21 protein-coding genes are annotated in these 16,361 nt (G+C 61.7%); 8 read left to right on the top strand and 13 right to left on the bottom strand.

Features of this window, described 5'->3' with window-relative positions:
• Positions 1-423: 423 nt before the first annotated feature.
• From Q0877_RS14665 to Q0877_RS14640, 5 genes are all read left to right on the top strand, one after another.
• The gene (locus Q0877_RS14665; RefSeq protein ID WP_299169113.1) at positions 424-681 is read left to right on the top strand and encodes a glutaredoxin family protein; all 258 of its coding nucleotides are present in this window, start codon (positions 424-426) and stop codon (positions 679-681) included.
• A gap of 99 nt (positions 682-780) precedes the next feature.
• Entirely contained in the window at positions 781-1,284 is a 504-nt protein-coding gene (locus tag Q0877_RS14660; protein ID WP_299169111.1) for a single-stranded DNA-binding protein, read from the top strand.
• Between the two features lie 64 nt (positions 1,285-1,348).
• Positions 1,349-1,720, top strand: coding sequence for a hypothetical protein (locus Q0877_RS14655; RefSeq protein WP_299169109.1), 372 nt, complete (start codon positions 1,349-1,351; stop codon positions 1,718-1,720).
• Between the two features lie 8 nt (positions 1,721-1,728).
• On the top strand, positions 1,729-1,986 hold the full coding sequence (locus Q0877_RS14650) for a ParB family protein (protein WP_299169107.1): 258 nt from the start codon (positions 1,729-1,731) through the stop codon (positions 1,984-1,986).
• A gap of 369 nt (positions 1,987-2,355) precedes the next feature.
• Positions 2,356-3,039, top strand: a complete 684-nt coding sequence (locus Q0877_RS14640; RefSeq protein WP_299169104.1) for a hypothetical protein — start codon at positions 2,356-2,358, stop codon at positions 3,037-3,039.
• A 277-nt stretch (positions 3,040-3,316) separates the two neighbouring features.
• Here Q0877_RS14640 and Q0877_RS14635 read toward each other — a convergent pair whose 3' ends face one another.
• Entirely contained in the window at positions 3,317-3,715 is a 399-nt protein-coding gene (locus Q0877_RS14635; protein ID WP_299169102.1) for a heavy metal-responsive transcriptional regulator, read from the bottom strand.
• 55 nt (positions 3,716-3,770) lie between these two features.
• Here Q0877_RS14635 and Q0877_RS14630 point away from each other — a divergent pair, with 55 nt between their 5' ends.
• The 3 genes from Q0877_RS14630 (at position 3,771) to Q0877_RS14620 (ending at position 8,029) form a co-directional block, all read left to right on the top strand.
• Positions 3,771-4,064, top strand: a complete 294-nt coding sequence (locus Q0877_RS14630) for a thioredoxin family protein (protein ID WP_299169101.1) — start codon at positions 3,771-3,773, stop codon at positions 4,062-4,064.
• A gap of 105 nt (positions 4,065-4,169) precedes the next feature.
• Positions 4,170-5,522, top strand: a complete 1,353-nt coding sequence (locus tag Q0877_RS14625) for an NAD(P)/FAD-dependent oxidoreductase (RefSeq protein WP_299169100.1) — start codon at positions 4,170-4,172, stop codon at positions 5,520-5,522.
• A gap of 557 nt (positions 5,523-6,079) precedes the next feature.
• Complete coding sequence (locus Q0877_RS14620) at positions 6,080-8,029, top strand: cytochrome c oxidase assembly protein (RefSeq protein WP_299169098.1); 1,950 nt, start codon at positions 6,080-6,082, stop codon at positions 8,027-8,029.
• Positions 8,030-8,245: 216 nt separating this feature from the next.
• On the opposite strand, the gene Q0877_RS14615 is transcribed toward Q0877_RS14620, so the two are convergent.
• The 12 genes from Q0877_RS14615 to Q0877_RS14560 form a co-directional block, all read right to left on the bottom strand.
• Positions 8,246-9,361: an ATP-binding protein gene (locus Q0877_RS14615; protein ID WP_299169096.1), complete on the bottom strand. Its 1,116-nt coding sequence runs from the start codon at positions 9,359-9,361 to the stop codon at positions 8,246-8,248.
• Between the two features lie 194 nt (positions 9,362-9,555).
• Positions 9,556-9,741 carry a hypothetical protein gene (locus Q0877_RS14610; protein WP_299169093.1) on the bottom strand — a complete coding sequence of 62 codons (186 nt, stop codon included), beginning with the start codon at positions 9,739-9,741 and terminating at the stop codon, positions 9,556-9,558.
• Between the two features lie 117 nt (positions 9,742-9,858).
• Positions 9,859-10,332: a DUF3093 domain-containing protein gene (locus Q0877_RS14605; protein ID WP_299169091.1), complete on the bottom strand. Its 474-nt coding sequence runs from the start codon at positions 10,330-10,332 to the stop codon at positions 9,859-9,861.
• A 102-nt stretch (positions 10,333-10,434) separates the two neighbouring features.
• Positions 10,435-10,734 carry a hypothetical protein gene (locus Q0877_RS14600; protein ID WP_299169090.1) on the bottom strand — a complete coding sequence of 100 codons (300 nt, stop codon included), beginning with the start codon at positions 10,732-10,734 and terminating at the stop codon, positions 10,435-10,437.
• A 37-nt stretch (positions 10,735-10,771) separates the two neighbouring features.
• Complete coding sequence (locus Q0877_RS14595) at positions 10,772-11,467, bottom strand: hypothetical protein (protein ID WP_299169088.1); 696 nt, start codon at positions 11,465-11,467, stop codon at positions 10,772-10,774.
• Positions 11,467-12,351, bottom strand: a complete 885-nt coding sequence (gene lgt / locus Q0877_RS14590) for a prolipoprotein diacylglyceryl transferase (protein WP_299169087.1) — start codon at positions 12,349-12,351, stop codon at positions 11,467-11,469. Before lgt ends, Q0877_RS14595 begins: the two co-directional genes overlap by 1 nt.
• 142 nt (positions 12,352-12,493) lie before the next feature.
• Entirely contained in the window at positions 12,494-13,249 is a 756-nt protein-coding gene (locus tag Q0877_RS14585) for a cytochrome c biogenesis CcdA family protein (RefSeq protein ID WP_299169121.1), read from the bottom strand.
• A gap of 38 nt (positions 13,250-13,287) precedes the next feature.
• A complete protein-coding gene (locus Q0877_RS14580) occupies positions 13,288-13,938 on the bottom strand; it encodes a TlpA disulfide reductase family protein (RefSeq protein ID WP_299169086.1) in 651 nt (216 codons plus the stop codon).
• Positions 13,935-14,114: a hypothetical protein gene (locus tag Q0877_RS14575; protein ID WP_299169085.1), complete on the bottom strand. Its 180-nt coding sequence runs from the start codon at positions 14,112-14,114 to the stop codon at positions 13,935-13,937. Before Q0877_RS14575 ends, Q0877_RS14580 begins: the two co-directional genes overlap by 4 nt.
• Positions 14,115-14,146: 32 nt before the next feature.
• Positions 14,147-15,016 (bottom strand): F510_1955 family glycosylhydrolase, encoded by an 870-nt coding sequence (locus tag Q0877_RS14570; protein WP_367182183.1) that lies wholly within the window; start codon positions 15,014-15,016, stop codon positions 14,147-14,149.
• An 89-nt stretch (positions 15,017-15,105) separates the two neighbouring features.
• On the bottom strand, positions 15,106-15,747 hold the full coding sequence (locus Q0877_RS14565) for a DUF305 domain-containing protein (RefSeq protein ID WP_299169082.1): 642 nt from the start codon (positions 15,745-15,747) through the stop codon (positions 15,106-15,108).
• Between the two features lie 101 nt (positions 15,748-15,848).
• The gene (locus Q0877_RS14560) at positions 15,849-16,301 is read right to left on the bottom strand and encodes a hypothetical protein (protein WP_299169080.1); all 453 of its coding nucleotides are present in this window, start codon (positions 16,299-16,301) and stop codon (positions 15,849-15,851) included.
• Positions 16,302-16,361: the final 60 nt, after the last annotated feature.

Raw genomic sequence — 16,361 nt, 5'->3', positions numbered from 1 at the left:
CCCGGCTACAACTGGTCGGGACACCCTGCCAGCAGGCCAAATAGTCCGTTGACAACATCATTGAGATTCCTACGGATTATGCGGCCCCGCTCCACACCGTCAAGCCCTCCTACGTCGGGCCCCAAGGCCGACAAACTTTCCCGACGCGCTCCTACGTCGCTTATTCCGCCAGGAAAGTTTGTCACCCCATGTGCCCTGCGGGTTGACGCTGCTCCGTCGGGGCCAAGCAAGCAAGCTTGCCAGCAGGCAAAAAACAACGGGGGAGGGATAAGGACCACCAACCGACTAAGAGAAAACACAGCAAAATCCCCGTGAATAAGCCTCAAAACCTCTCCTTTTTCAGATGAAAAAATACTAGAGTTGAGGTAGCAGTACAGCAGTTGACTCTTACTAAAACCACCACGTAACCAAGGACTGAATGCTATGACTCTCACCATCTACATCAAGCCCACCGGGTGCTTTGGATGCGACAAGACGAAGCAGCTGTTCACCGAAGCCGGCGTAACGTTCACCGCCGTTGATATCACCACCAACCCGCAGGCACTGGAGTACATCACCGAAGACCTCGGCTACTCCCAGGCGCCGGTCGTTCTATACGAAAAGGGCGGCAGTGAAGACCACTGGTCAGGACTGAACCCCACCAAGATCAAGCAGGTCATCGCCCTGGATGCCAGTGAATAGAACGTACCCAAGAACTGACTCACGCAAACACTCATTTACTCAAATACTCACGGCAGCAACGACAACACCACAACCACCACGAGAGGCAAGTTGATCATCATGTCAGGCGAAACCATCATCACCGTCATTGGAAACCTCACCGCAGACCCCGAGCTGCGCTTCACCCCGAGTGGAGCCGCGGTAGCGAACTTCACCATCGCCTCCACGCCGCGCACGTTCGATCGGCAGTCCAATGAATGGAAGGACGGGGAAACCCTGTTCCTGCGCTGCTCGGTGTGGCGTGAATCGGCTGAGAACGTCGCGGAAACCCTCACCAAGGGAACCCGTGTCATCGCCCAGGGTCGACTGAGGTCCCGCTCCTATGACACCAAGGAAGGCGAAAAGCGCACCGTGATGGAGCTCGAGTGTGACGAGGTGGGCCCAAGCTTGCGCTACGCCTCCGCGAAGGTCAGCCGCGCACAGCGCACCAGCGGCAACGGTCAGGGTGGGGGAGGCCAGGCATCGAACCAGGGTGGCCAGTCTGACCCGTGGGGAGCACCCGCCAACGCCGGCGGCAACAGCGGCTGGGGTAACGGCCCAGAAACCAGCGAACCCCCGTTCTAAGCCCCTCTATGTCGGTGGCCGGCACTACGCTGGCCACCGACCCGCACACCCTGTAGGAGCCGCAATGTCTGATGAAACACCCGAAGTAGTACAACACGCCGACGACGCTTATGAAGCGATCCGGGCGATCAACCACCTGACCATCAACGCTGCCTCCCTCCCGGCGCCCCTCGTGTACAGCGTGTTGGGGAACCTCAAAGCTCTGGGACTCTCCCAAGCCCTGGGGCAGCTCGCCAGCGGACTCGGCCGATCCCTGGACACACACAACGTGCACGAAGACGACGGACGCGATCCCGTGCAATCCATTGCCGCCGCAACCGACCACCTCACCCGCGCCGCTGAACTCGCTGCACAGCTCAGCGACGAGCTGGCGAAAGCACAGAACGCAATCAGCCGGCAGGGCTACAACGAGCCCAGCCCGAACCGTAGTGAGTAAGTGAGTAAATGAGTAGACGTAAGCCGGTCTCATTCACCCCGTACTTCACCCACGCCGATGCTGACCAGGTGCGTGCCGCGTTCCTATCCACAGGCTCTGCTGAGGGGTATGCGTCCGTGGCAGACTTGATCGAAGCAGCGGTACTCAAAGAAGTCCGCCGGCTGCAGCGCAAACACAACAACGGGAAACCCTGGGAACCCGTACCACCGGGCGCGCTGCGCACCGGCAGGCGCAGCCGGGACGAAGAGAGACAGCGCGCTGAATAGATTTCCTTTCGCGGGAAAGCAAGAAAGAAACAGGGGTCGGGAGCTGTGTGGTGCAGCCCCCGGCCCCACCTTCATTGACGAGGACAACCATTGACTGAACGCCAGGAAAGCCCACGCTTCCTCACCATCAAGGACGTCGCCGTGGAGCTCGCTACGAGTGAGTCCCAAGTGCGAGCGATCATCAGCTGTGGGGACCTACCGGCTATCCAGATCGGTGGCCGCGGTTATCTTAAGTTCCAAACACTCGTAGCTGAGGAGTTACGCGTCTGACCTGCTGAAACGGTTACTCCTGGCGTTCCTTGAGCGTGTGAGCATCGTGAGGTTCGAATAGGCGGCTGAAGCTCGCCAGTATCCGTAAGATCGTTTTTCATGGACCCGGTCGTCGGCGGTCAGCCGAGAGTGAAGCGCGCGCATCTTGTTGATCTGCTCCCCTTGAGCTGGAACACCGCATTGGCCTTAAGTAGAGGGAAAGGTCCTCGGACCCGCTGGCGGAAACATTTGCAAACCGTGATGATGTTGCCAATCTTCGTGCTTCTCTTTCTCATGTACATCCCAGCAGGAGACGTGATCACCACGCCGTCGCGCGATGCCGTGATTCTCTTGACGGAGGCCAGGAACACCAAGAAGACCCTGCGGCGTGTCGGGTCCATCGTCCTCGTCTTCTTCGGAGCCCTATTCGCGTTTGTTATCTGGCTGTTCGCTCTGATGGGTCTAGATGATTCGGTGGAACCATGGGTTGGCTTGCTGTGGCCGCTTTGGGTCATGATCGGACTTCTACTCATAGTGTCTTCAACCGGCGGCGGCGGGAATGTTTCTGGCTTAGTAGAGGCGCTGGCGACACGTCCGCGAGGCTCCTACTGGGTGGCGCAAGCACTCGCGTCCGCACCCGGTTCGCAGTGGAGCGGTCTAGAGTTCGCGAAGGCCGCTATCGAGACCTTCGTCCCCGTCGGAACGCCAGTGGTTGCCACCGCTGGGTCGGAGAAGACTGCTGTGATCTATGAACGGTTTGGTTTTATACGACAAAAACCTGGCAGTCTGAACCTGACTCGCTGACCCCTCTCTAGGTCACCCGTTGAGCTTGAGGACATGGGCTCCTGGATCGTTAATCTATGGGAGAGGCTCACCGCCGTCGAAGGTGTAGTGCGATCCATAGTCCGCATCGTCGGCAGATGTGGGCTGCTCCATCTTCCACCGCGTGCAGCTTTCTCAGGGCTAGGTGGCGTCCGCAGCACGAACAGGTTGCGGTAGCTCGATCGGGCTTGCTGGCTGCGGTCATATGCCAGTTTAGGAGTGCGCACGCGGCCCCGGGTGACTGCTTGCTCTGGGGTGCTTACTTGGTGGTGAGGATGTGGCAGATCTCGGCGGGCCCGCAATCTGCTGGGTCCAGGGTGTGGCTGGTTTCGATGAGTTTCTTGAGTTCGCGTGCCAGGATGGCGAGTTCTTGTTGGCGTGCCCGGACCTCGGCAAGCTTCTGTTCGAGGACGAGTGATACGTGGGCGCAGGGCGTCTGGCCTGCATCGCGAAGGTTGAGGACCTGAGCGATTTCAGCCAGGGCAAGGCCTGCACTTTGCGCTGCGCGAATGAACCGTAAGCGGTCGATAGTTGCGCTCTCGTAGGTCCGGTAACCGTTAGCAGCCCGGCCAGGTGTGGGCAGCAGGCCCTCACGCTCGTAGAAGCGGATGGTCTGATTGTCCACGCTTGTGGCGGCAGAAACTTCCCCGATCAACATGGTCCAATTCTAGCCCTTGACCTTATACCCGACTGCAAGGTTTACCGTGGGGTGCATGGACATCACCTTGCAGTACTTTGATGGTTGCCCGAACTGGACGGTCGCAGACGAGCGGCTGCGCATCCTTGCTGAGGAGCGCCCCGACATCGTGCTCGGGTATCAGCTCATCGAGTCGGTGGAAGCCGCCGAACGGGTAGGGTTCCACGGTTCTCCTACCGTTCTCATCAACGGCGTCGACGCGTTTGGCGATGACTCCACGCCGGTCGGCCTGGCCTGCCGCAGGTATCTGACCGATGACGGGCCGGCGGGCGCGCCGAGCCTGGCCCAGCTGAGGAGCGCCGTCGACTGACTGCCCGCTCTGTCCATTGCACGGCGAAGCCCACGATGGGCGGGCATCCACGCTTCACCCGTTGAGAGAACAACGTTCCCACTGACTCACGAAGGAGCTTCCTTGATGACTGATACCTATGACCTGCTGGTAATCGGGGCGGGGATGGCCGGGGTCGCCGCCGCGACGAAAACCTCGTCCAAGGGCTGGCGGGTCGGCATCGTCGACGCGCTTCCCTACGGGGGGACATGCGCCCTGCGCGGTTGTGATCCCAAGAAGATCCTGCGCCGCGGCGCCGAAGTAATCGACGCTGCCCGGCTCATGGGCGGCAAAGGCATCGACAGCAATGGGCTCTCCATCAATTGGGAAGACCTGATGAAGCACAAGCACGGCTTCACGGACCCCGTTCCACACAATATGGAACAGGACCTCCGCGCTCATGGCGTGGAAACCCTGCATGGTCCGACAACCTTCACCGGGCCCACCCAGGTCGACATCGCAGACAAACCCTACGAGGCAGCCAAAATCCTGATAGCGACGGGGGCAGTGCCGCGTCCGCTCGACTTCCCAGGACACGAGCATCTGATCGATAGCAGCGACTTCCTGAACCTGGAGACACTTCCTCGCCGGATCGTGTTCCTCGGCGGGGGTTTCATCTCCTTCGAATTTGCTCACATCGCTGCCCGGGTAGGAAGCACGCCGATCATCCTCGACCGAGGAGCCAGACCCCTCAAGGCGTTCGACGCCGACCTCGTCGAACTCCTGGTCAAGCGCGGATCAGACGCGGGAGTCGACGTGCGGCCCCGCACCAGCATCACGTCTATCACCAAGACCAGCGGCGAATACACCATCCACACCGACACCGCCGGCACCCCGGACTCAATCCAGGCGGACCTCATCGTCCATGGTGCCGGCAGAGTCGCTGAACTATCCAGACTGAACCTGGACGCCGGTCAGGTGGCGCACGGCAGCCATGGTGTGGAAGTGGCCGGGCACCTGCAAAGCACCACAAACCCTGCCGTCTATGCTGCCGGGGACGCAGCGGACACCGCCGGACTACCGTTGACCCCCGTAGCGGTCATCGAAGCGAAGGTCGCCGCCTCAAACATGCTGAAATCCGCCACGACAGTACCGGACTACGCTGCAACCCCAACGGCTGTCTTCACCGTCCCCGAACTCGTCCGGGTAGGCATGCTCGAGCACGAAGCTCAGAGCAAGGGCTTGAACATCGACGTCCGCTATACCGACACCAGCGGCTGGTACTCGAACTACCGGATCGGTGAAACCGCAGGAGCCACCAAAATCCTGGTCGACAAGGACACCGATCTCATCGTCGGCGCCCACCTCTTCGGACATGGCTACGCCGAGCTAGCGAACACCATTAGCGTCGCCATGAAACACGGCCTGACAACCCGGCAACTGAAATCAACCACCGCTGTCTACCCATCAACCGGCTCCGACTTGGGCTCAATACTCTAACTGCCCCTGCCAAGAGACCAGCAACGGCGCGTTTGACCGGTTGAGAGAACCATCGTTACTCACTTGAACGGGAGGCACTGAGAATCGGGGGCGGGACTGATCGATTCTCATGAAACAAGCACCATAAACTGCACTGAAGATAACCGCGGGCACTGGCGTATCGGCAGGGCTGATCTCGAAGAATACATAGCAGCGGCATATGCCCGCACAGCCGAGGTGATCCGGCACGGAGACTTCACCGAGGGCGACCACTAAACGCCCCCGGTTATCTTGTCGAACACCGGCACCCTCGCCGAATGCACCAAACACCTACGCACCGTCCGCCAACGCTAAGCTGGCCCCGTTGGGGGAGGGCAGGTATCCCACAGGTTCCCTGCCCGGATTCTGATCATTCCGGGGCAAGCCTCACGTAACTCAGGTTGGTGGATGTCAGTGATGGCGCATCGAGCCGACCTGGCTTACCGGCGGGACATGTTTAAGGATTTCCCAAGCCGGGCCGGTGACACTGACCGGTACGGGGAGCGTGTTCCACAAGGGAGGCGCCGGGAGGGCCAGACATGTCAGTCGGCGTACGTAGTGGCGCAATTGTTGGTTTAGCTGCCGCGGCGCTGCTCGGGATGCTATGGGCATACAGTCTTGGCACTGACGCGGAGGTAAGCGTCCTGGACCCGACCGGGCAAACGCTGCTGGTAATGTCCACGGCTGCGAAGCTCCTCTTCAACCTCGCCGCTGCCTGCACGATCGGCGCTCTGACACTTGTCTGTTTCGCGCTGTCTTCGTCGGAACCCGCTTACAACGTTGGGTTACGTTTTGCCGCCGGCTCGGCGACCGTATGGACTTTCACCGCGGCCCTGCTGAACATGCTGAACTTTCAGCTCGTTGGAGGGGCGTCCCTGCTCTCCGGAGCGTTCTTGCCGGATTTCATAGGGTTCTCAACGACTGCGGAAGTGGGCCGGTCCGGTCTGCTGAGCTTCGTGATAGCTGCGTCCGTGTGCGCGTTGAGCTTCGTCATTCACCGTCGATCCGCGGTCGTAGGAACCGCCGTGCTGGCGTTCACGGGTTTACTGCCACTGATTCTTAACTCGCACGCTGAGGGAGCGGGCGACCACGCCGACAACACGATGTTCCTGGTCCTGCATGTGGGTGCAGCCGCCGTCTGGCTGGGGGGCCTTGTATCGGTTGCTGTGCTCCATCGTGTCCTGGCGCCCGAGCGGTTAGGCGCCGTGGTGGGAAGGTACTCCACGCTGGCTCTGGCAGCCTTCGTCGTACTGGGGTTCTCCGGATCCCTCACGGCCTGGGACCAACTGGGATCACTGAGCAACCTGGGAACAACCTACGGGGTGATTGTGGTGGCCAAGTCCGCCGCGTTCGGGGTACTCGGGATTTTCGGTGCGGTACACAGACAAAGGATTCTGAAGCAGCTAGAGCGTGATCCCCGGCAGGGGACACGGCGCTTCATGGTTCTTGTCGTGGCGGAGTTAGCGGTAATGGGCGCCGCATCCGGGTTGGCGGCGACGTTGGCCCGGACACCGGCACCACCGCTGGAGTCTGCCCCCACCGACCGGCCGCTTCCTGCCCCGGACGAGTGGAGCTTCATGTCGGAGTGGACCATCGATCCCCTGTGGGCACTGGTATGCGCGTTCGGTGTCGTCGTCTACCTTGTGGGAGTGCGCAGGATCCGGCGCGCAGGTGAGAGCTGGCCGATTCACCGGACGATGTTTTGGTTGGTCGGCGTCGCCGCCCTCTTCACCATCACCAACGGCGGCATCCACGTCTATCAGGGATACTTGCTCAATTTCCATGTGCTGACTCAGATGCTCATCAGCACGGTAGTTCCGCTGCTGCTGCTACCGGGCGCCCCGCTGGAACTTGCCACCCGTACTATCCGCCCTAGATCCGACGGAAGCGCCGGAGGTGCGGAGTTCATACAGGTCATCGTCCGGCCAGCGGTGGCTGCGGCCACTGCGGCACCCTACGTCCCGGTTCTGGTCCTAGCCGGTTCCCTGGTCGCAACGTATTACACGCCGCTGCTGGAATTTTCCGCACTCAATCAGCCCGGCTATGCGCTGATGACCTTACTGGCGCTGGCCTCCGGTTGCTTTTTCACTGCAGCGTTGGTTGGCACAACGCCGGTTGACCAGCGCCTGCTGAAGAAGCGGCTGGCCGCCCTGGCGGGAACGGCGGTGCTGTATGCCGTCTATGGGTGGGGATTATGGACACAAGGTGAGGCGCTGGAGGGGGCCTGGGCCCAATCTGTACGCCCATGGGGGCCGCTACCGGTCATCGCCCCGGAAACGGCCGGTCTGATCCTGTGGGCCATCGCCGGCGGAACAACCACTGCGCTTGCCGCCATCATCACTCGACGCACGCCGACCATCAAGGACGTCACAACCAAACCGGGAACCATCAGGCAATCTCAAGGACGGGCTTTGATCAGTTCCGGTGGCCTTGCTGCAACCCAGATTGACGGGCCGCGGGTCACGGCGCAGGGAACACAGCAGGATTGAGGACTGCAGCGCCGCCGGCTGCCCGTGTACAGGAGGAACTGGACCGCCGTAGTGACATAGCGGGGCAAACCCCCCGCTTGTCCACGTACCTCGGCTAAGGAGTCTGCGTGCGACCTACTGCATGGTGCAGGGAGGCACCCCGTGGTGGGAAGTATGGGAGTCCGCTGACTCCTCAACGGAACTTATTTGCGCTTCCGTTCTGTGTCATGGTGCTGTTCAGATATCCGCGGCCACATGTTCACGCAGGTACTCCCGAAGGTACGGCAGGGCGAAGTCAACGTAGCCCCTGCGGACAGGTTGGATCAGCTCGGCGGCGATCAGTCGGAGACGGTACTGGCTGGCATAGTTGACGCTGACCTTCAGGCGTTCCTGAATGTCGGACATCTTCGATGGTCGATCGTCCTTCGCCATTGCGAGGAGGAATGACTTGTCTATGTCAGAGGCGTCTGCCAGTGCAGGCTCGTGCACGAGAGCGCCCAGCCGCCGCAGAGCCCGGGTGACGCCTTCCTTCGCGTCCTCGACGGTGATCTCGGTCTCCCGTGGATGGAGTCTCCACGTTTGGGCGCCCACGAGCTGGATCAGGAATGGGTATCCACTCGTACCCTCGGCCATCACCTGCAGTGCGTGACTTCCGATGGTTCGTCCGGACGTTTCGATTGGTTCACGCAGCGCACGATTCACTTCGGCGGGGGTGACCGGGCCTAGGGTGTGGCGCTCGGCCCGACGAAGGAAAGTAAGGACATCATCATTTACAACGTCGCTGATGGCTGAAGTGAGGCCGGCACCGACGAAGGCAAGTTCCCGGCCTTCCCGGAAGGTGTGCTGGACCGTTGTGGCGATTTCCCGCAGTTCGCTGATTTGGTTCTGGTGAATCTCATCGAGGGTGATCAGCAGCCCTGTTTCATGTTCGGCAAGTAAATCAGTGAGCAGCTCAACCTGGTTGCGCAGTCCCGCTTCCACCACGTGCGATTCCACGCTCTCCCACGTCACCGCTCCGATATTGAGCGGGCCAGTGATCCCGGTCAACTTCTGGCGTACGGCGTCGGGGTCGAAGCTGCGCAGGAGACGGGGCAGGTGCTGCCTCGTGATGCGGTTGATGAAGCCTGGGCTGGCAGTTTCGCTGATGACCAGCCAGCCGCGTTCCTTGGTCCGGTCCTCGATGGCGTTGAGCATCACTGTCTTGCCTGATCCGCGCGCTCCGGTGTAGAGGGTGGCGCGGCCTGAGGAGCCGGGTCCGTCGTCGAGTGCCTCCATGAAGTCCTCAATGACGGCGTCGCGGCCTACAAGCAGCGGTGGGCTCACCCCGAAACTTGGGTGGAAAGGGTTCGGCATAGAACCAGTATACCTCAGGGTCTTTAGACTCTTTTAGACTTCTTAGACTCTTGTAGAGTATTGGACTTGTGCTCGGTGGTCGCCGGATACCTGGTCACACTGAGGATCTGGCGCAGCATCCAAATAGGGCATCGAGGCTGCGACTACGCCGACGCAGGCGGATCCTGCCATGCGCGTTTCGTCCTGGACTGGTTTCAGCCTCGATTCCTTGCTGAAGTTTCCCCCGCGGCCGCCTGGGTGGGTGCGCCATGTGTTATCTCGTGTTCGGCGGCGGCTTGTGCTGCCCGTTCGGCCCTGTCGGCGCCGAAGATGGCCCGCATTGTGAAGTAGAAGATGGTCCCCACGGCCACAGAGGGTAAGAGCACGGAGATGTATTCCATGGCGGCAGTCTATTGTGCATTGCTGCCATCCTTGGATTCGGGCACCCTGCCGCACCGCGCAGTGGACGATCAACGGTTACCTGGACTTCAATCCTGGTTCTGCCGTGGCATGGTGTCTTAGCGTCCCGAGTCCTCGCGGCATAACGCGTTGACGAGTTCAGTAGGACGTCTGGTCGACACGAGCCAGTAGGGGGTGGGGTCGTCCTCATCCTCTATCTGGATTCGCACCACGGGGTCGATCCAACCCCGTATGCACAGATACGCCAGGCCGTTCAGTCCGGGGCCGCGCTCTCTGGTGGCCTCATTTTTCAGATGAGCGTGCGCCGGGCCGAGGAACTCACGGTCGATGTGGGCGCGGCCAACGCTGAGCGAGGTTGTGGTCACAGTAATCCGTGGAGTGGACAGAACCAGGAGAACGACAAGGACGAAAAAGATCACGATGCAGGCGATAATTCCGGTGAGGATGCTGATGGGCGCGAAGACGAGAATTGATGCTCCCGCAATTCCCGAAATGATCAACCATACGAAAGGCGTCGGCCACAACCGTTCGTCGTAAAGGACTGCATCTGGCGGTGCGGACGCCTCAGACATGGTCCCCCGCTTGCCACAGCCTGCGGGGGAGGGGCCCAATGCTGGAGGCCTCGAGGTATGTCTCAGTGCACCTCACACGCTTCCAGGTACGCGGAAATAGGTTCATGTGCCAGACCGAATTTCTGTGTGCGGTACGTCGGCGGGCAGGGCAGTGTCGAGTGTCGCGGGTGTTGGGGTGTCACTAGTGTGGTTGCGGTGTTGCTCAGCCGCCTGCTCACGGTAGCGGACCTTGCGGATTCGGCCCACCATGGAACGCATCAGGAGGATCACGGCGATCACCATGAAGAGGGTCATGAGGAATCCCAGAAGCCCGGGGGTCACTTGGGTGGGATCCAGGCCGGGCCGTAACTGGCCCTCATCCGGTGGTGATACCAAGGCGGGTAGCGACGCGACTAATAGCATCAGAGTTTCCTTCATCCGTGGGCGGGTAGGTGTCGGGTCATGGTTGATTGAGCTTCTGGCGCAGCCGTCGCCGTAACCGGTGGCGCGCCGCTGTGCCGGCGATGACGCTCAGGACGGTGCCGAGGGCTGATGTGAGACCGATCCAGAACAAGGTTCCTTCCGGTGCTCCAAGCGGTATCGGCGCGCGAAAGATCACCTCCCACCAGATCGTGGCCGTCGTCAGCAGCCAGGGCAGGGCGGTGAAACCGGCTGCCCACATGTAGGGTTGAGCGCCTTTCCGGCGGCCGTTACTGCTGAAGCCGACTGCCAATAGGGCCAGACCGGTCAAGGTCCCTACCGCACCGCCGATCACGAGCTGACTCAGTAGCGCCCCAAACAGGATCAGCAGAGCGGCAATGAGTATTAGCCGGCGGTGTCGCAGGGGCATGCGGACCGGTGAGTTGGCGGCGGCCCGCCCGAGTGCTGCCCTGATGTCCGGCTCCTGCGGAACCGTCGGCCCGGGAAGGGGCCCTGCCGCGTTCATTTGCCCGGTTGCGACCGGGTCGATCTCCCGCCCGTCTACCCGAAGCACTGGGCTGCCCGGAAATATTGCCGCGGCAGCGCCTTCCCCGGCGGGAATCCTGGTGAAAATGATGTGTTCCTGCGGAGCGAGGTCCTCCAGAATGGCCTCGGTTATTTCCCGCAACGGTTGCGCCGCCGGACAGCCCTCGGCGTACCGGAGTTCGACGCGCATCACCGGCCCCCGGTATGTGCTGCCACGTGCTCGGGTTCGGTGGTTGATGACCGTGGCCGGTTCCTGCAGATGAGGAACACTGTGAGAGCACCGAGGAAGAGGATGGCGGAGACCCAGGTGTTGATGCGCAGCCCAAGGATGGTGTTGGCGTAGTCGGAGCGCATCAGTTCAAAGAAGAACCTGCCACCCGTGTATAGAGCGACATAAAGGGCGAAAGGTGCGGCTGCGCCCAGAGCATACTTCTTATCCAGGAAGAGGATCAGCGCCGCCGCGGCCAGGCACCACAGCGATTCGTAGAGGAAGGTCGGGGCGAAGTACCCTAGCACGACCGGGTTGCCGGCGGCGTCGAGTCGAGCAGAACCGGCCGACAAGTCCATGTCATGTATTTCGAGGGCCCAGGGCAGGGTTGACGGGTCGCCGTAGAGTTCGTTGTTGAACCAGTTCCCCCACCGGCCGATCGCTTGAGCGATGAGGACCCCGGGTGCGGCAGCGTCAGCGAAGGCCAGGAAGTTGACCTTGTTCCGGCGGCAGCCGATGTACGCACCGACAGCGCCCAGGGCGATCGCCCCCCAGATACCGAGCCCGCCTTCCCATATCCGTAGGGCACCCCAGGGGTCCTTCCCGGGGGCGAAGTAGAGCTGGTAGTCGGTGATGACGTGGTACAGCCTCCCGCCGATGATCCCGAACGGTACGGCCCACACCACCACATCCAGAGCCTGCCCGGGGTTGCCTCCGCGCGCGGTCAGCCGGCGGCTGGTGAGCCATACAGCAACGACGATGCCGGTCACGATGCACAGTGCGTAGAAGCTGATGGAAACCGGTCCCAGCGAGAGGGAACTGATGGACGGGGACGGGATGTAAGTGAGGGGTTCTGCTGTGTTCATGGTGGTCCAATGGCAGTGATGTCGAAGGTGGTGCAAGCCGTTGATGTACCTTGCACGGGCGCTTCGATCGAGTGGGGGAGCGTGAATCTGACAACCGTCGCCGGGGTGGGTCGCGGTGCGAGCTGCCGCACGGCAAGGGGGTTTAGATGGGGAGCCGGATGTCGTTGGCGAACCAGTTCTGTAGTTCTGCGACCCAGGCCCCCCAGACGCCGGAGACCATGAGCAACCCGAGGGTGATCAGGATTCCGCCGCCGAAACGTTGCAGCGCCAGACGGTGGGTGCGGAAAAAGCGCAGGGCTCCCATGCCGCGGCGGGCTCCGAGCGCTATGAGCAGGAACGGGACGCCCAGGCCCAAACAGTAGAAGAAGGTCAACAAGGCGCCCTTGGCTGCGCCGGAGCCATCGGTGAAGGCAAGTAGCTGGACAGCCGAAAGGGTCGGGCCGATGCACGGCGCCCACCCGAGGCCGAAGGTGACGCCAAGCAATGGCGCACCCCAGAGCCCGGTAGGTACGTGCGCGTGGATTCTCGCTTCCCGCTGGAACCAGGAGAGACCACCGAGGAAGACCACACCCATCAGGATCACCAGGACACCGAGCACCTGGGTAATCCAGGCCTGCCCCGGTGCCTGGAGCCACGCACCGAGCTGCCCGAACACTGCACCGATCAGCATGAACACCAGTGAGAATCCCAGAACGAACAACCCGATCCCCGCGAGCATCCGACCGCGTTTTTGCTGGGCAAGGTCCACTCCGGTCAGGCCGGTGACGTAACCGAGGTAGCCGGGCACGAGAGGAAGGACACACGGTGAGGCGAAGGACACCAGCCCTGCCAGCACAGCGATCGGAACCGCCAGCAGAAGCGAGCCGCTCAGGATGGTCTCAGCGAACGGATTGGCCACGGTGGAGATGACCATGGCCGGTGTCTCCATGAGCCGGGTCATTGTTCGGCCACCACATCCGTGATCAGAGCCTTCAGGGTGCTTTTCTCAGCCAACCCGATGATGCGGGCGGCAACACGGCCCTGACGATCCAATACCAGGGTGCTTGGTACGGCCTGTGCCGGCACGTACTCTGCCATGGTGAACTGAACTGTCCCGTCCTGGTCGTTGAAGCTGGGATAGGTGATGCCGAAATTCCGTTCGAACGCCTCAGCGGTCTGCCGTTGGTCCCGAATGTTCACCCCGAAGAACTGAACACCGTCCTGCTGGTGTTCCTGTGAGAGTGCTTGCAGGTCCGGGGCCTCCACACGGCACGGAGCGCAGGCGGCGTACCACACGTTCAGGACGGTCACTTGCCCGACCCAGTCGGCTGATGAGATCGTCGTCCCGTCATAGAGCTCGGCGGTCAGTTCCACTGGTTCTCCCCGTGTTTCGGGGGTGTACTCGCTCACTGAACCGTCACCGGCGATGTAGTTCTTGTTATCTCCGGCTTTGGCCTGTTGCGCCAGCGGATCGGTAGCGGCGCACCCAGAGATCAGCAATGACAGGGTCAGGAACAGGACCGGAAGATTCTTCCGTGGCCGGTGTTTCCCGCCGTTTTGCGGGCGGCGGGCGCCGGTTGGTGTGTGCCGGAAGAGTTGTCTGCTCATTTTCGTCGCCGATCGCGCCGGGCATCGGAGGAAGCGGAGTACGCGGCGAGGATCGCCACGGGTAGGACGATCAGTACCGACACCCAGGAAGGAAACGTTTGCCTGAGCAGGAGGTAGCCGATCGCGGCAACCAGGAGCAGGAAGGTGGCCTTATGCCATCCGCGCCATTGGGACATTTCTCTCCAGTCCAGGTGAAGGAGTCCGTGCATCAGGGCAGCAGATCGTTGAATGAGGTTCCACCGTCACCGGACACTTTCACGCCGGTTTCGGTGGCGACCCAAATTTCCTGGTCGGCTCCGTCGTCGGTGTGGGCGTCTATGGCGGTGGGTGCGGCCCCGATGGAGCCTTTCTTCGCCCAGGTCGCCCCGGCGTCTGCGCTGGTGTGAATGTCACCTTCAGGTGTGACACCGACTGCCGTTTCCCCGTCCAGGGCGGTCAGCAACAGTAGCGGGCTGTCAGCGACGAGACTCCAGGTGGAGCCGGCGTCGGTGGAACGGTAGAGCCCTTCCCCGGTTGTGGCCAGCACAACATCGCTGCTTGTCGTGCCGGAGAGGTCGAAGGGAGCGATCTGAGTTTCCGCGGCTTGCCACTGCAGACCGTCACCGCTGGTGATCAGTTGCCCGTCGTATCCGACGAATGATTCTCCGGTTCGGGTCAGAGCATGAAAGTCGGACTGGCCCTGCCGGGACATGGGTTCCCAGCTGTCTCCGCCGTCGGTGGAGCGGAGCAGCCCAACCGGATTGGGTAGATCCGTGTCCGGTCCGGGGTGCCCGGATGCGTACAGGGTGCTGTTCTCACCGGCGGTGTATCCCATCAGGTCGATCACACCTCCGATGCGTTGAGCGGGGGAGACGGAGACGTCGTACAGCCCATTGTGGGTGGCTAACAGCACCCGATCAGTCGCAGGGTCAACGCTCATGCCGTGCACATGACCGGTAGGAAAACTGTCCGGTGTGCCGGTTAGTTGGGGTGCTGCCGAAGGAGCCGAACAGGCCGCCAGGGACACCATCGAGATGAGGGCCACCGTGGGTAAGAAGAGACGACGGCGGAGAAGGATAGGAAAAGTTTTCGGGCGCATTGTTGCTCTCTAACCAAGGGAAAGTGGCGGGAAGAGGGTGGGCCTGGTCCGGGGAGGCTGTGATCGCCTCCCCTGACCGGGCTCCCGTCCTAGAGCTCGGCCAGGAGGGCTTCCATCTCCTCGATCTCGGCCTGCTGTGTTTCCACGATGGTTTCGGCCAGGGCGATGGCGTCCGGGTACTGTCCGTTCTCGATCTCTTCCTGCGCCATTTCGACCGCTCCGTTGTGGTGCGCTGTCATGGATTCAAGGAACATGCGCGCCGCTTCGTCCCCTTCGGCGGCTTCCAGTTCGGCGAGCTGGTCCTCGGTCATCATGCCCTGCATCTCCCCGGCGCCGCCCATGTTGCCCATGTCGTGGCCTTCCATGCCGCCTTCGGGTTCGACCGGTTCACCCCAGGTTTCGAGCCAGCCGGTCATCGTCTCGATTTCGGGTGCCTGCGCGTCTCTGATCTGGGTGGCCAGGTCGCGTACTTCCGGGCTGATGGAGTCCTTGGCGAGCATGATCTCGCTCATTTCCACGGCCTGGCGGTGGTGCGGGATCATCATCTGGGCGAACATGACGTCCGCATCGTTATGTTCGGCCGCGGTGTCCTGCGTGGTTTCCGGTGCGGCGGAGCCGGTACTGGTTTCCGGTGCCGTAGTAGTGCCGGGTGTGTCGCTGGCTCCGCATCCGGCGAGCGTGATGGTCGCGGCGATCGCCAGTGCGGACATGGAGAGGTAACGCTTGGTCATGGGGGGTGTGTCCTTCGATGGTTGAGCTATCTGCGTTTCAGGCGGCGGGCACGACGGGGTTGCCGTCGGCCCGTTATCGGAGTCGGGTATTTACGCGACTCTTACGTGCGACTGATGCAGAGCTGAACCAGTGTCAGCGAAGGTACGAAAGTGCGGGGAAGCTGTACTACCGGCGGTGGGCCCCGCAAGCGAACACGGCCGTAGGCCAGCCGGCTCCTGAGGACGATAGCCGTTGCAAAGGAAACCACTAGGAACGCCAGGATGCACACACCCGCGGCGATCTCTTCACCGCACGTATCAGCACAGTTCAGGTTCAGTGTCATCCCCGGGTCTGCGGTGTCGGATGCAGATGCCGGCGTGATCGCCTGGTGGTGCACAGCCGTCGCGGGCGCCGCCGTGACAGCCGGACCGACGGCGTGTGTGGCACCGTGCCCGCCCATCCACACATGCATCGCAAGGATACCCACGATGACGGCGGTCAGGCTAAGGAAGAGAAGAGCTGTTCGGGGGAAGCGGCGTGGAAGCGGCAAAGCGATTCTCGCCTTCTTGTTCATCGCTCTGCCCCTTCCTGTTCCAATGATGTTCGTGCCTGATGTCAGAGTACCGATCGATCC

The sequence above is a fragment of the uncultured Arthrobacter sp. genome (assembly GCF_947495145.1).
In the GTDB taxonomy this organism is placed as follows: Bacteria; Actinomycetota; Actinomycetes; order Actinomycetales; family Micrococcaceae; genus Arthrobacter_D.
This window is presented reverse-complemented; position numbering and strand designations above follow the sequence as displayed.